Raw genomic sequence first — 14,505 nt, 5'->3', positions numbered from 1 at the left:
CCTCCGCGCTCTGGAATCGCTATGAGCCCGCCCGTCCGGCGAGCAGGTTCTCGCGGAGGAAGGCGCGGAGGTACCCTCTGGCGCCCTTTTCGCATTTTAGCGTTGAGCCCATCCTCCGCAGCGTCTGCCCAGCGGATGCCGCGTCGGCGTTCGGCCGCCGCGGCGTTTTGGCCAAGACCACCGGAGACAACCGGTTGGCCGGAAACAGTTGATTAGGAATAATATTTTTATGGCCACTACGGCAAACCCGACACGCGACGATTTCGCGAAACTGCTCGAACTGACCCTTGGCGACGCCGACGGCTTCGAGGGACGCGTGGTGCACGGCACCGTCACCGGTATCGAAAACGACATGGCCGTCATCGACGTCGGTCTGAAGAGCGAAGGCCGCGTGCCGCTGCGTGAATTCGCCGCGCCGGGTCAGAAGGCCGACCTCAAGGTTGGCGACGAAGTCGAAGTGTTCGTCGACCGCGTCGAGAATGCCAATGGCGAAGCGATGCTGTCGCGCGACCGCGCGCGCCGCGAAGCCGCCTGGGACAAGCTCGAAGCCGAATTCGTCCAGTCGGCCCGCGTCGAAGGCGTCATCTTCGGCCGCGTCAAGGGTGGCTTCACCGTCGACCTCGACGGCGCCGTGGCGTTTCTGCCCGGCAGCCAGGTCGATATCCGCCCGGTTCGCGACGTTCAGCCGCTGATGGACATTCCGCAGCCCTTCCAGATCCTGAAGATGGACCGCAAGCGCGGCAACATCGTCGTGTCGCGTCGCGCGGTGCTCGAGGAAACCCGCGCCGAGCAGCGTTCGGGCCTCATCCAGAGCCTGGCCGAGGGCCAGATCATCGACGGCGTGGTCAAGAACATCACCGATTACGGTGCGTTCGTTGATCTCGGCGGCATCGACGGCCTGCTCCACGTCACCGACCTCAGCTACAAGCGCGTCCAGCACCCGAGCGAGGTTCTGAACATCGGCGACACCGTCAAGGTTCAGATCATCCGCATCAACAAGGACACGCAGCGTATCTCGCTCGGCATGAAGCAGCTCGAGAGCGATCCGTGGGATGGCGCCGCCGCCAAATACCATGTCGGTGCCAAGATGACCGGCCGCGTGACCAACATCACCGAGTACGGCGCGTTCGTCGAGCTCGAAGCGGGCATCGAAGGCCTGGTCCACGTCTCCGAGATGAGCTGGACCAAGAAGAACGTCCATCCGGGCAAGATCGTCTCGACCTCGCAGGAAGTCGATGTCGTCGTGCTCGAGGTCGACGAGGACAAGCGTCGCATCTCGCTGGGTCTCAAGCAGGCCCAGGCCAATCCGTGGGAAGCGTTCGCCGCTGCTCACCCGGTCGGCTCGACGGTCGAGGGCGAAGTCAAGAACGCCACCGAATTCGGCCTGTTCATCGGCCTCGACAACGATGTCGACGGCATGGTCCACATGTCGGACATCGCCTGGGGCATCTCGGGCGAGGATGCGCTCAACCTGCACCGCAAGGGTGAGATGGTGACCGCGATCGTGCTCGACATCGACGCCGAGAAGGAGCGCATCTCGCTCGGCATGAAGCAGCTCGAGCGTGGTGGCCCGTCGGCCGCCGTGGTTTCGGGTGCCGGCGACAAGCTCAACAAGAACTCGGTCGTCACCGTGATCGTGCTCGAAGTCCGCGATGCGGGCCTCGAGGTTCAGGTCGGCGACGATGGCGCCACCGGCTTCATCAAGCGCACCGATCTTGGCCGCGACCGCGACGAGCAGCGTCCGGAGCGTTTCCAGGTCGGCCAGAAGTTCGACGCCATGGTCACCGGCTTCGATCGTTCGAAGAAGCCGACCTTCTCGGTCAAGGCGATGCAGATCGCCGAAGAGAAGCAGGCGGTCGCGCAATATGGTTCGTCCGATTCGGGCGCATCGTTGGGCGACATTCTGGGCGAAGCGCTCAAGGCCCGCGACACCAAGAAGTAAGCTCAAAACGGGTAGCGTCCTGAAGACGCTACCCTTTTTGTTACAGTTTCACTGTCGAATCGGTCCTATTGCGTTCGACGGTTTTTCTTTATGATAAGCATCGGTGGGGGCCCTTTTTCCGCGAGGGGGAAATTCTCGGAAAAACGGGTAGTTGATGGAGAAGACCGGGACGTGCCCCGGTGGTCCTTCGACTCTGGGGAGACCGTGTTCGTATGATTCGTTCGGAACTGATTCAGAAGCTTGCAGAAGCCAATCCAGATCTTGCGCTCCGCGATGTCGAGGCAATCGTCTCGACGTTCTTCGATGAGATTTCGCGGCGTTTGGCGGCCGATGGCCGCGTCGAACTGAGGGGCTTCGGCGCTTTTTCAACGCGTGCGCGCGGTGCGCGCACTGGTCGCAACCCGCGAACGGGCGAAGTAGTGGAAGTCGACGCCAAGCGCGTCCCCTATTTCAAGCCCGGCAAGGAAATGCGCGTCCGGCTCAACGTTTCCTGAGCCAAGGTGGCCTGGCTCAAGCGACGCGAAGCGCAGCTTGAACCAGGACTCACCGAAGGCCGGCCGGCMGGCGCGCCGCGCCTGACCGACGTCACGCGATTTACTCGCGTGACGGCACCCCTCGCCTGCCAACTCCGCGCTTGACCAAGCCGCGCGCCTGCGCGACCTGTGCCGACACGCGGACGTGGCGAAATTGGTAGACGCACGGGACTTAAAATCCCTCGCCCTATGGGTGTGCGGGTTCGAGTCCCGCCGTCCGCACCAGATTGAAAGTATGCAATGATCAGGCTGCATTTATGTGGTCTGGCTTGGCGCACGCTAGAGACTCTCAGTTCCGACGGACGATCGCTGCGCTCGCTTCAAGAGCATTGATAACTATTATCGGGCCGTGATAGCATGGCTCCAGGAGGTGCCCCCATGGCCAGCAGCGTCGATCTGGGCAACCAGCTTGAATCTTTCGTCGGTCAGCTTGTGAAAGCGGGCCGTTATAATTCGCGCAGCGAAATCCTGCGCGAGGGCGTTCGCCTTATTCACGAGCGCGAGACGCGCCTTGCCGCCCTGGACGCCTCGATCCAGCGCGGCGCCGCTGATGCCGATGCAGGCCGCGTCCATGAGCTGGACGCCGTCGCCGCGTCGCTCGGCGAAAAATATCGCAGCATGGCGAGGGCAAACGTATCGAAATGAAGGTCGTTCTGACGGCCGAAGCGCTTGGCGACCTGGAGCAGATCGGCGATTACATTGCGCAGGACAACCCGGCGCGGGCAGCCAGATTCATTGACGAGTTGATCGGCAAAGCGCGCCAGCTCGGCGATCTGCCCGATGGATTTCCGTTTGTGCCGCGCTACGAGCGTCTCGGCATCCGTCGCCGGGTCCATGGCAATTATCTGATCTTCTATCGGGCGGAGGCCGATCGCGGGACGGTCATCCACATCCTGCACGGCGCACGTGACTATGAAGCGCTGTTGTTTCCCGACGACATCTAGCGGGATCAGGCCGCTGGCTCGAACCCGCGAAATAGCGTTCCCCTGGCCAAGTCGAGAGCGCTGGCGATCTTAGATCCCTCTCCCCATGGGTGTGCGGGTTCGAGTCCCGCCGTCCGCACCAGATTATAAGATGGCGCAGCGCCCGAAGGCCCCCGCGGCGCGACGTTTTAGCCGTTTCCCGGCCGGCGCGGCTTGACGGACGGCTCGGTTATCGCTGCGTGCGCCGTCGCCGGGTATCGCGATTCGGGCCCAGTATAGTTCGCTATTTTACCACTTCCGCCGCGCTGCTTACCATAATCCCGCCATGGGGCGTGTTGACGAACAGGACGCCGAACTTCTTCATGTCGCCCGCGACGATGCCGACGAGTTCCATCCTGCGACCTTCATTGGTGATCTCGGCCCAGGATCCGCCCTGGTCCTCGGACATCCAGAGTCCGCTTACGCCATTGATCTTCCCGGCCATATAGACTGTCGGGTAACCGTCAGGCGCTCGCGGAGCACCAAAGCTGACGGCCCAGGCCGCGTCGACATGGCCAATCTGATTAGCGGCGTGCTTGGAATCCGGCGAGTGGAACAAGCCGTTGGGAGTGGCCAGCCACAAGTCGCGCAGGATGGTCGGCACAACTTCGAGCTTCGCCCGCTGCCACGGCGCGACCTCCTGGAATCCCGTCACGATCGGCGTGAAACTGGCTCCACCATCAGCACTGATCAGGATGCGGCCCGCGGGATCGAAGATGTAGAAGACGCCGTCGAGCCGCTTGTCGGCGATGGGGCGGAAATTGCGATCCTTGAGATCGGGTACGCCACCCGATTTCGTCCAGCTCTTGCCGCCGTCCTTCGAATAATAAGGCGGACCGCTCCCGGCCGCCCAGACCAGCGACGTGGCGCCCGCCGATACGGCGATACGTCCCGGATCATACCAGTCCGCCTTCGGATAGCCCGGCGTTTCGAAGATCGAAGTCGGCAGCTCCGCCCAGCTCATCCCGCCGTCATTGGACACGAAGCCCTTGTGCTTGGCCGAATCCGACGTGCGAACGACATAAAGCGGCTTCGACCCGGCATAGTCGATGCCCGGGACGTTCCCCCGGGCGGGACGGAACAGACCCTGGTCCGGGGGAAGCGTCAGATCGAAATAGGCTCCGCCGGCATTGTCGCCCATCCCCAGCAACAACTGGGCGCCCTGTGGCGGGACGGCAAGATCGAGCGGTGCCGATTCCTCCAATTCCTCGTCGGGGAACACGACATTCAACGCCTTGCCGGAGCCCGCATCGCTAAGGTTGGTGACCACCCAGGCGCCCTGATCCTGGTAAATCAACTCGTTCTTGTTGAACGGGTTGATCTTGACGTCCGACATCCAGCCGCCGAACCAGCCGTTACTCTGCCAGTCCTTGGCCCAGGCATAATCACCCTCCGACCGCTTGGCCTGATCGTGGAGGCCTATCCACGTCTTGCCGGAATCGCGGGAGAGATAGATCTCCCCTCCCGGCCACCACCGGTCGAGCGTGGTGACGACCAGCGTTCCGTCCGGACCGACATCGACCCCCGAATAACCGAACTTGGCGCCGTTCACCGGTTTCTCGGGCGTGATCTCGGCCCACCTGCCCTGCGGATCCCGGCGCCACACGCCCCCGGTTGTCGCAGCGGCCGGATTGACCTCGCCCTCCTTGTCGCCCCGGGCATAGGTCACGAACAGCGTGCCGTCCGATCCCTGCGCCATGCGCTGCGGGATCATGTCCGGGGTCGAGGAGACAGGCGTGAAAGTCTTGCCATCGTCCTGGCTGGCGAACAGGTGACCCTGGCCGTCGACGCCGCCGAGATACAGCACATGGTCGCGCGGATCGAAAAACAGCAAAGAGATCGAACTCACCGGCGCGGCAATGCGCGCGAAGCTGGCCCCGCCATCGCTGCTCTTCCACAGGCCGTCGCGGTTGCTGCCGTAATAGATTATCTTGCCGTTGGCCGGATCGACGACCAGCCGCTCGCCCGTGCCGCGTCCATCAGCGTTGCCGCCGACGCCGATCGGGAGGTCGAATTTCTGCCAGGTCCGGCCCTGATCGTTCGACCGCAGGATCGCACCCTTTCGCGCCCATTGGGAGATGTATAGGCCGCACGCCGCATAAAGTTTTTGAGGGTCGTTGGGATCGATGGCCATGGCCAGCACACCCATCAGGTCCGCGTCGCTACGGCTCAGATCGTCCAGCAAGGGAATCCATTTCTGGGCCTTGTAATCGTAGCGGTACATTCCGCCGACGTCTGTGCGCGCGTATAGAATCCTCGGGCTTTTAGGATGGTACAGGAATGCCGGAATGTATCCGCCTCCGCCCCAAGGCACCGTTTTCCAGGTAAAGGACTGCGCCGCAGCTTTAGGTGCCGCCACGATCTGCGCCGGCGCGACAAGCGCCGCGCCGCACAGGGCAGCAACCAGAACCGGTTTGAATAAGCCTTTCATCCCCGCCCATCCCAAATTTTTTCAGCCCTGCGCGGCAAGCGCCGAGCGGGACTGGTCGCCATCATCGTGGCGTATTTCATTTGTCTGATTTATTGCACGAGCGCTGTCAATAGGTAGCGCTATCAAAGCCCGTACCGATCTGACTCAGGGGTCTCGCGTCCGGCCGTGATCGCAATATCGCCGGCGCCAACGAGCGCGTCTGGACGGCAATAGGACCCCCATCCTTTAGAGCGCAGGGCCCAGTCCCGCCGCCCGCACCAGATTGAGGAGCTGATGCGCGCGCCGGTCGCGTTAATCATAAAATAGTGTCGGGCCGTTAGCGCGGTCCTTCATGGAGCAGCTCTCAGATGCCCCCCGACCGCGTGACGCTTCAGCCGTTCCCCGTCTGGCGCGGCTCGACGGCCTGCGTGGCATCGCCGCGTGCGTCGTCGCCGGATATCACCTCCAGATATTCTATTATAACGGCCTGAGTGACTTCTTTGGCGGCGTTGCCGGCTGGTTCTTCCGCTGGGGCTGGACCTTCGTCGACCTGTTCTTCCTCATCTCGGGCTACATCTTCGCGCATGTCTATCTCGGCGGCGCGGGGCTGCGAACCGCGCGTCAGCTCGGCGATTTCGCCGTGGCACGCATAGCGCGGCTCTATCCGCTCCATCTCACCATGTTGCTGATCGTGGCCGTCCTGGATTGGGGTAGGCCGGAAAACACGCTCCCGATCTTCCTGTGCCACCTTTTCATGCTGCAGGGACTCGTGCCCGGGGCCGATAGTGGATTCGTCGGCCCGAGCTGGTCGATCTCCGTCGAAATCCTCTGCTACATTCTGTTCGCCCTGGCGGCCTGTTCGGGCAAAAGAGCGCTCACCTGGATCTCGGTAGCACTCGTCGCGCTCATCGTAACGAAACTCGCCATGCTCGGATTGCCCGGTGGGCCCTGGGGCGCCGACTATCTGATCGGAGGCGTGCTCGGGTTCTTCATCGGGCAGCTATTGTGGCAATATCGTGAGATACTGGCGCGGGTGCCGACGATCGCCCTTGCCCTGACCTTGGCGATCGGCGTGACGATCAATGTCGGCTCTTACAGTCCGTTGCTGCCTTTGGACCTGCTGGCCTGGCCGGCGGCACTATTGCTGGTGCTGCGCATCAAGACGTTCGAAGCGCCCCCGTTCCTGTGGCTGGGGGAGCGCAGCTATGGAATCTATCTGGTTCACTATCCGGTCCTGAACATCTTTTTCGCCGCGCTCGGCAAGTCGCATGCCAGCTGGACGGGCGTCATCGCGCTCTATGTGACGTTCTCGATCGTCGTTCTGGCCCTGGCGAACGTAGCGCTCCATTTGATCGAGCGTCCCGGGCGCAGAGCGGTGCGCGCGGCGTGGATCAGACGCTATCCTGTGGCGCCGCTTGGCGGCTCGGTTGCGCCTTATCAGGCGGCGGATAGCGGGCCTTAGCGATGATTCTATTTTGGCCATGGCAAGGCTGTGATCAAAATAAACCCCAATCTGCCGCTCATCGGCAGGCGCGCCACGAGGCTAGATGCCACAGGAGCGAAAGCTGATCAGTTCACCAAGGCGTTGTCTGAATTTGAGTCGGTTGCGGACTGGGAGCTTTTGGACACTCTTCCTGCAAAAGCTGACATCGTCGCGATCGGTGGTGAACGGCTACCAGACCGGATTGGCCGAGACCGCATCACCCAGCTTCTAGAATTTGGCCCCGAACCCGATCGACCACCCGTCTTCCCGCTTCGACAGATCCTCGAACCGTCCTCGAACGTAGCTGAGATCGACGCCGAACATCTTGTCCTTGCTGAGATTAGCCGAGATAGTGCCCTTTAACTGACTGAGCCTGTTCGGATAGCCTTTGAACGCCCAGAGCCTGGTATTAAGCACGGTCACGTCAACCGGCAGCCAGGCGAGGTCGCTCTTGACCGTGGCGCCGTACTGAAATCCTGCTCGCCAGAAATTATGGCTTTCATCGTCGCTGCGCGTTCCCCGATCGAAGAAGCGGCCAAACGTCGTACGCAACTCGAGCCGCGGCATGATTGAGAAGAGTGAATCGTCATTTGCATCCCGGACCGCGTAATAGCCGTTGAGATACTTCCATTTTGGCGTCCAACTCACGTTCTCGCTGAAGATCTCACTACCTTCGACCTTGTTCACCGCATATTCGCCCCGAATGGCGACCCGGTTCGTGAGATCACCGTTCCTCGTATAGAACGCATAGACTGCACCGACACGAAGCGTTTCATCGTCGGTCTTCTTGGGGTCGGGCAGCTTCTTCGTTCGACCAATCTTATAGCCGACATAAGGAATGATTTGCGCCTTGTCGGCAGTACCCGGCACCGGAATGGCGAGGCCGGCGATCAGTGTCAGCTTAAAGGTGGACGTATCCTTGGTCCGGTCGTCCGCCCAGGAAATGGTCGCGCGATCCAGCCCCGCGAACTGTTCGCTGTCGTCTGTCCTGTTGAATTGCAAGCCGTCGCTCGAACCGCGAATCCGCAGCTTGAGATCGCCGGCCAGATTCGGTCCCGTGATCCACGGATCGGCCTTTGGCGTTTCCGCGGGGCAGATTAACGAGGTCGCCGGTTTCATCATATAATCAGTACCGGTTGTCCCACGCTCGAAACTGAAGTTTGAGCCAGCCCGGAACATGCGAAAGAGGGCCTGACGCGCGACTTCAAGCTTGGCGGAATCGTCCTTGGCGCAGCGTGGCAATACATCGCCGGTGACCGCAGGGCTGTCCGTGCAGAACTTGTCGTCGGCGATCACTCGCCATGCTGGCGACAGATCTCGGAAAGGCAGATCCGCGGTCGGAATGGGTTTCTTGGGATCGTCCTTTATGATCGGATTGGTTATCGCCCAGGCGAGCGGATAGGGTGATACGCCAGCATAGGCGAGGAGCGTGTAGGCGAGCCGCTCGCGCGCGACGGGCTTGCCGGTATCGCAAAAATCATCCTGCGGTGGTCCAGCGGCGATCGCTTGAGCAGGTATCACGACCAGCGCTGCTGCACAGAGCAGACGGGAAGGACGGCCCGCCATCAGTAATGCGCCAGCGGAGTCAGCGCCGCGGAAAGTCCGCCGAGCGTTTCGTCCTTTTTCATCTTTTGAAGAAAGGCCTGAAAATTGAGCATCGGATTGGCCGGATCGTGGAAATGCTCTTCGACCGGCAATGCGACAGGGGGGAACGCGCGCTTTAGGATCGCGGCAGTTTTGTCCACCAACATACCGATGCGGTCGGTATCCAAATTAAGCGCGTCGAACTTTTTGTAAAAATCATTGTAGAAGTGCTTGCCATAGGCCTCGGCCAGCGCGTCCTGCACGACTTCTCCGAGATAGGGTTCGGTGGCAAGCCAGCCAGCGGCCTTGATCGCCGGCGCCGGAGCGGCGAACCGAGCGAGCCGCAACAGCCGCCGCCGACGGCGCCGCAGTTGGTTCCGCGTCAGCACGTCGACGACTAGCCGACCCATATGCTGAATGGGCTTTCGCTTCCGTGCCATCATGCCCCCTACTCCGTTGGAGCAGTTGATGCATCACAGCTCCGAAACGGCAACAGCTAAAAGGTCAGATGTGGACCGATCGCATAAAGGGTTCTGTCCATGCGGGGTATTTAGCAGAAGGGCCGTGTCGCCCAGCCGAGGTCAGCCTGAACGAACGACCACTTTTAGGACCGCTGGTCAAACTTTGGAATGACCAAGATGGGGCGCTTAGCCGACCACCGGATCGAGAGAGGCGCGAATGGCGGATAACGACCCAAGGCCGGCCATTAAAGGATGCAGGTGCGTCGTCCGCAAGCGGACCTAATCTAGGCGCTTCATAAGCCCGCTGGAGAAATAGCCAACCTTTGCGCCGGGCTGTTCTTCCTGAAACCTCGATGCGAGCGCCACACCTTCCTCGTCGAGTTCGGCCACGAGATCGTCAGGAAAGCCGGCAAATTGTGCCTCTTCGTAGCGCGCCTGCCAAGAAGCGAGGTTGCGTGCGAGGGCCTCAGACAATCCAAGAGATTTCGGATCGACATAGCCACCGTTGATGGCGTCGCGAACACCAGTCCCCGATAGCATTCCGTCGATCAGAAACTCGTCAGTCATCTTGCCTCCTACCGCGCAAGATAATCGGCCTGCCCCAGGAAGCGCAACGGCAGCGAACCAATCCGCCACACTCGTAAGCAGACGGGCCGCAAACCACCCATTCCCGGGCGTTAGCCGGCGATCATCGACGTGGCCGCCCTGAACAGCGGGAAGTGGTGGGTAGCGGGCTTAGGCCCGAACGCGACGATAGACCCCACTAAACCGGACATTCGTGCCGCCGCACCAGCTATTGTCACTGGCGATTAGAATGTCGCCGACCAAGGTGAAATCAATCTTGCAATAATCATCGTAGCGCGCGCGGTTATCATCACCGTAGCGCGCGCGGTTACCGAGCAGCGTGAGTTTGCCGTCAATTTCTCCAGAATGACGTGGCGGCAAGTCTGGATCGAGGTCGGGTCCCGGCCAATATGCTTCGCCTCCTACGTGCATCATCCCGCGCTTGTTCGTGATGCGCACGCTTGGATTTCCCTCAACCGACCACCGTCCAAGCCACGAAGAACGCGCTGGTTTGCTATTTGACCGCGAGAGCGCGAAGCTTGGACTTTTCCACCCATCCCGTCGATCCCCAGTTGCTGAAGAAAAAGATACAAACGTAATTGCCCTTCGTGCGGCTGGTGATGACTCGCTCTCCTGGCATAACGTGACCCGCACGCACTTTCTCGCAGCGGGACGGGTTTAAACAATCGTCCACATCGTAAAGATAAGCGCGATTTCCGCCGTTTATGACGGCCAAGCCAAAGTTTGCTTTTTCATCCGGAAACGTGCCGTTGGCGCAGAGGTACTCATGCCCCCCGGCTGAGGCCGGCGCAGCGACTAGAAGCGCGGAAACAAGGAATGCGCTCGTTAAGACGCTCTCTCATTGGCAGAACGTAACCGACTCTAACAGGCGTTCGCAACTGGGGTCGTTAGGCATTCCCGGAGGGTCCGCCCCTGAACGGCAGCTATCGCTCCTTCGGCTCCCACAAGCCGCCGTTCCGCTTCCCACCCAGAAACGGCCATTAGACCGTCGCATGAACGAATGGCGGCTTCGGGAAGCGGAAATCGATCGCTAAGTGACCGGGTTTGGGCGCATTGCGGTCATGACATTGAACTGCCGGTCGCGCGGGCCCACAATCGCAGCTCTCCTACCGTCAGAACCCCGCAACCCCGACCAGCCCCCACAACCCCTAACTATCGATCATCACCCCCGAATACGCCTCGTCCTCGAGCGCCCTGCCCGCGCCCATCGCCACGCTGGTCAGGGGATCTTCGGCGATGATCACCGGCACGCCCGTCGCCTCGGCCAGCGCATCGCTGATGCCGGTCAACAGCGACCCGCCCCCGGTCATGACGATACCGTGTTCATGGATGTCGGCGGCGAGTTCGGGCGCGGTGGCGGCGAGGGTGCGCAACACGGTCTCGATCACCTGATCGACGAGGTCGCTCAGCGGCCCGGCAATGTCCGCCTGGCAGATGTCGATCTCGCGCGGTACGCCGTTGACCTGATCGCGGCCGCGTACGGCCATGACGAGCCCGCGGCCGTCCTCCGGCATCCGCGCAACGCCGATCTCCAGCTTGATGCGCTCCGCCGTCGTCTCGCCAATGACCAGATTGTGGTTGCGGCGAATGCTCGACGCGATGGCATCGTCCATCTTGTCGCCGCCGACGCGGGTCGATGCGTGATGGACGAGGTTGCCGAGCGAGAGGACCGCAACCTCGGTCGTGCCGCCGCCGATGTCGACGACCATCGTGCCAATCGGCTCGTTGATCGACAGGCCCGCGCCGATCGCCGCTGCCATCGGCTCCTCGATCAGGCGAACCCTGCGCGCGCCGGCATTGGTCCCGGCCTGCCGTATCGCCCGCCGCTCGACCTGGGTCGCACCTGAAGGAATGCAGACCAGAATTTCCGGCCGACGCGGGAGCCGCGAGGGGCCGCCATGCGCCTTGTCGATGAACGCCTTGATCATCTGTTCGGCGATATCGACATCAGCGATGACGCCGTCGCGCATCGGCCGCACGGTCGAGGTGCCCTGCGGCGTCCGCCCGATCATCAGCTTGGCTTCCATCCCGAACGCCCGCAATCGCGGCAAACCGTCGATCAGCTCGATCGCCACGACCGATGGCTCGTTGAGCACGATACCGCGATCGCGCAGGTAAACGATGGTGTTCACCGTGCCGAGGTCGATCGCCATGTCGTTGGACGTCGTGGAAAAAAAGCGGGGTACGCGCATTGTTACTCGATCTTTTAGGAGGCGCGCGACCATCCGCGCATCATTGTCTGGCGTTTAGCTCATCATAGAGGGCGACGAGCCGGTCGACTTCCGCAATGACCTCTCGCTGCTCATTAAGCCACCGCTGAGTTGCATCGTGCATCGGCTGGCCGATGCGCCCGTCATGCAAGGTGGCGCCCTCCTCGATCAGCCAGACCGCGTCACGCGCCCGCGTCCGCTGCAGCCGAAGGTGAGTCATCCACTGCTCGACGACGTCGGATGGTATTGTCCGGTCCAAATCAGCTCTCCCGGACCGTATATGGGAAGCGCGGCGCCAAATACGACGAGTCGGGAGCATCCGACTGCGCCCGGAGCCGTTACGATCGATGGATCGCCCCGAAATGCCGACGGAGATGGAGGTTGAGAATGAGTCGCGCGGATTTTGACCCGGCCAGCGTTCGGCCGGACGGACGGCCGGCGTCACGAGCGACATTGTTCGATCCCGCCGGGGGAGGACCGTGGCGAGGCTCGGTCGCCGGGCTGGACCTCGACGGGCCGGTCACGGTGCTCGCTTATGGTACCGACGAGATCGGCGTTGGTCCGCGGCTGCATGTCCATCCCTATGACGAGACCTTCATCGTGATACAGGGCCGCGCACGCTTTTTCGTCGGCGATGCCGTGATCGAGGCGTCCGCCGGAGAGGTCGTGCTCGGTCCGGCGGGCGTGCCGCACAAGTTCGAGAATCTGGGGCCTGGCCGGCTTCAGACGATCGACATCCATCACTCGCCGCAATGGATCCAGACTGACCTGGAGTAGGCCGGCGCTGAGTTGCGTGCGGGCGTTCGCGCCGGCCGCTTTTGGCTTCATGCGGATCTGCCCAGGCCAAAGCGGAACTCGGGGTGGGCAATGCCCACCCCGAAGCGCCTTACATGCCGTCGAGGCCCTTGCTGACCATGATATTCACCGCCACGCGGCGATTCTGTGCCTTGCCGGCCGCTGTGTCGTTGGGTGCCGCCGGATCCGCTTCGGACATGCCGGTCGGGGTCAGCATGCGATACGGCTTCCAATGGCACTCTTGCTGAAGGAAATTGACGACGCGGCTGGCGCGCTTCTCGCTCAGCGTCTGGTTCAAATCCTGGCTTCCGGTCGAGTCGGTATAGCCGACGACGAGAAGCAAAGCGTTGTTCATCCCTTCGGCTTGCGTTGCCGCGGCGCAGAGATCGGCCTTCGCCTGCGGGGACAGGACCGCCTTGCCGGTATCGAAGGTCACGTTGGTCGTGCCCTTGACGTTATACTGATCGATATCGGCGACGCGGCCGCGCAGCGCCTCGGTTGCCGCGGCCTGTTCGCCGAAGCGCTGGTCGGTGCCGTTGCGGATCATCGACGCGGTCCTGAGATCCTTGGTCTTGAGCGCGATCTGGCTCGCCACCAGGCCGCCGCCCCATTGCACGGTCTTGATGTCGACCGGCAGGCCGTTGAGCAGCTGGTCCGCGGCAAGCTTGTTGCTCCGGAGGCCCAGCAGGCCGCCCTTGGACTTGATCCTGGTGCCATCGCTGATCAGGACCACCGTCTTGGTTCCGCCCGCGGTCGTCACCTGCATCTTCTGATCATTGCGCGCCGAAATGAAGCCTTCGACGTCGGGCCCGTCCGGCATCCCGGTCAAGTCGGCGGGCGCGGTGCCGTTCACGGTGATGTCCGGGTTGGCCGGCGCCGAAGCGGGAGCCTGAGCCGGAGCCGCATCTTGCGGCGTCTGCTGTGCATGCACGCCGACCGACATCGTGCCAGTAAGCATGGCGAGCATGAAAAGCATTCTTGGGTTTTTGGAAATTGCACTCATCGTATTGCTCCTTGAAATCTGACCAGCCGGGCGTTGGTGGTCGCACGCATCGCCGGGCCGTCCTCTCCGTGTTGCCCATCGGGCAGGTTGATCACGCCACACCAGTTTTCCTCGGCAAGTGCGACGCGACGCCGTACGCGAACATCAGGGACTTGCTGGGTGTTCGGACCAACCTTTCGCGCACATGAACGCCGCCCGTGATGGTGGTGGTTGCAGGGATAATTGGAGCGCATTGCGCGGCGAGCCGATGAAATCGCCCGGCGCAAAAGCGCAATAGTTAACGCTCGGCCGTTGACCGCGATTGCCGGAAAGAGTGGCCGGCGACAGTCGAGCGCCGGCTTTCATGGTAAATCACCGATACGGCGAACGAACGAAATCGGGGTGCGCAGCTATGGCTGCAGAGCAATTGCGGACGCCGACTGTTTTGGCCGATCGGGTGACCAAATCGGAAGACCGGATGGGCGTCCAGCAACTATAAAATGATAAAGAACTTGAAGGCTTTATGCCTGTAAGCTCTGCGCTTCCTTCGCAGCGGGT

General features: G+C 61.8%; 14 protein-coding genes and 1 tRNA gene. 7 read left to right on the top strand and 8 right to left on the bottom strand.

Annotated elements, in window-relative coordinates; translation table 11 throughout:
• The first annotated feature begins 229 nt into the window (after window positions 1-229).
• From rpsA to AC1DSD_RS05480, 5 genes are all read left to right on the top strand, one after another.
• On the top strand, window positions 230-1,942 hold the full coding sequence (rpsA, locus tag AC1DSD_RS05500) for a 30S ribosomal protein S1 (protein WP_066812708.1): 1,713 nt from the start codon (window positions 230-232) through the stop codon (window positions 1,940-1,942).
• A gap of 212 nt (window positions 1,943-2,154) precedes the next feature.
• Window positions 2,155-2,436 (top strand): integration host factor subunit beta, encoded by a 282-nt coding sequence (gene ihfB / locus AC1DSD_RS05495; RefSeq protein WP_478028904.1) that lies wholly within the window; start codon window positions 2,155-2,157, stop codon window positions 2,434-2,436.
• Between the two features lie 178 nt (window positions 2,437-2,614).
• Window positions 2,615-2,700 (top strand) — tRNA-Leu (locus AC1DSD_RS05490).
• Window positions 2,701-2,853: 153 nt separating this feature from the next.
• Window positions 2,854-3,120 (top strand): type II toxin-antitoxin system ParD family antitoxin, encoded by a 267-nt coding sequence (locus tag AC1DSD_RS05485; protein ID WP_478028903.1) that lies wholly within the window; start codon window positions 2,854-2,856, stop codon window positions 3,118-3,120.
• Window positions 3,117-3,419 (top strand): type II toxin-antitoxin system RelE/ParE family toxin, encoded by a 303-nt coding sequence (locus AC1DSD_RS05480; RefSeq protein WP_478028902.1) that lies wholly within the window; start codon window positions 3,117-3,119, stop codon window positions 3,417-3,419. Before AC1DSD_RS05485 ends, AC1DSD_RS05480 begins: the two co-directional genes overlap by 4 nt.
• A 262-nt stretch (window positions 3,420-3,681) precedes the next feature.
• Here AC1DSD_RS05480 and AC1DSD_RS05475 read toward each other — a convergent pair whose 3' ends face one another.
• Entirely contained in the window at window positions 3,682-5,661 is a 1,980-nt protein-coding gene (locus AC1DSD_RS05475) for a hypothetical protein (RefSeq protein ID WP_478028901.1), read from the bottom strand.
• 538 nt (window positions 5,662-6,199) lie between these two features.
• Between AC1DSD_RS05475 and AC1DSD_RS05470 the strand changes: the two genes are divergently transcribed.
• Window positions 6,200-7,309, top strand: coding sequence for an acyltransferase family protein (locus AC1DSD_RS05470; protein WP_478028900.1), 1,110 nt, complete (start codon window positions 6,200-6,202; stop codon window positions 7,307-7,309).
• A 249-nt stretch (window positions 7,310-7,558) separates the two neighbouring features.
• Here AC1DSD_RS05470 and AC1DSD_RS05465 read toward each other — a convergent pair whose 3' ends face one another.
• The 6 genes from AC1DSD_RS05465 to AC1DSD_RS05440 form a co-directional block, all read right to left on the bottom strand.
• Window positions 7,559-8,896 carry a hypothetical protein gene (locus tag AC1DSD_RS05465; protein ID WP_478028899.1) on the bottom strand — a complete coding sequence of 446 codons (1,338 nt, stop codon included), beginning with the start codon at window positions 8,894-8,896 and terminating at the stop codon, window positions 7,559-7,561.
• Entirely contained in the window at window positions 8,896-9,261 is a 366-nt protein-coding gene (locus AC1DSD_RS05460; RefSeq protein WP_478028898.1) for a hypothetical protein, read from the bottom strand. The genes AC1DSD_RS05465 and AC1DSD_RS05460 overlap by 1 nt, the downstream gene beginning before the upstream one ends.
• A 393-nt stretch (window positions 9,262-9,654) precedes the next feature.
• Window positions 9,655-9,942, bottom strand: a complete 288-nt coding sequence (locus AC1DSD_RS05455; RefSeq protein ID WP_478028897.1) for a hypothetical protein — start codon at window positions 9,940-9,942, stop codon at window positions 9,655-9,657.
• A 168-nt stretch (window positions 9,943-10,110) separates the two neighbouring features.
• On the bottom strand, window positions 10,111-10,398 hold the full coding sequence (locus AC1DSD_RS05450) for a hypothetical protein (RefSeq protein ID WP_478028896.1): 288 nt from the start codon (window positions 10,396-10,398) through the stop codon (window positions 10,111-10,113).
• Window positions 10,399-11,108: 710 nt separating this feature from the next.
• Window positions 11,109-12,152 carry a rod shape-determining protein gene (locus AC1DSD_RS05445; protein WP_478028895.1) on the bottom strand — a complete coding sequence of 348 codons (1,044 nt, stop codon included), beginning with the start codon at window positions 12,150-12,152 and terminating at the stop codon, window positions 11,109-11,111.
• Window positions 12,153-12,192: 40 nt separating this feature from the next.
• The gene (locus AC1DSD_RS05440) at window positions 12,193-12,390 is read right to left on the bottom strand and encodes a hypothetical protein (RefSeq protein ID WP_478028894.1); all 198 of its coding nucleotides are present in this window, start codon (window positions 12,388-12,390) and stop codon (window positions 12,193-12,195) included.
• Between the two features lie 167 nt (window positions 12,391-12,557).
• Between AC1DSD_RS05440 and AC1DSD_RS05435 the strand changes: the two genes are divergently transcribed.
• Window positions 12,558-12,947, top strand: coding sequence for a cupin domain-containing protein (locus tag AC1DSD_RS05435; RefSeq protein ID WP_478028893.1), 390 nt, complete (start codon window positions 12,558-12,560; stop codon window positions 12,945-12,947).
• 109 nt (window positions 12,948-13,056) lie between these two features.
• Here AC1DSD_RS05435 and AC1DSD_RS05430 read toward each other — a convergent pair whose 3' ends face one another.
• Window positions 13,057-13,968 carry an OmpA family protein gene (locus AC1DSD_RS05430; protein ID WP_478028892.1) on the bottom strand — a complete coding sequence of 304 codons (912 nt, stop codon included), beginning with the start codon at window positions 13,966-13,968 and terminating at the stop codon, window positions 13,057-13,059.
• Between the last annotated feature and the right edge of the window lie 537 nt (window positions 13,969-14,505).

The organism is Sphingomonas sp. P4_D12, assembly GCF_056401895.1.
This window is presented reverse-complemented; position numbering and strand designations above follow the sequence as displayed.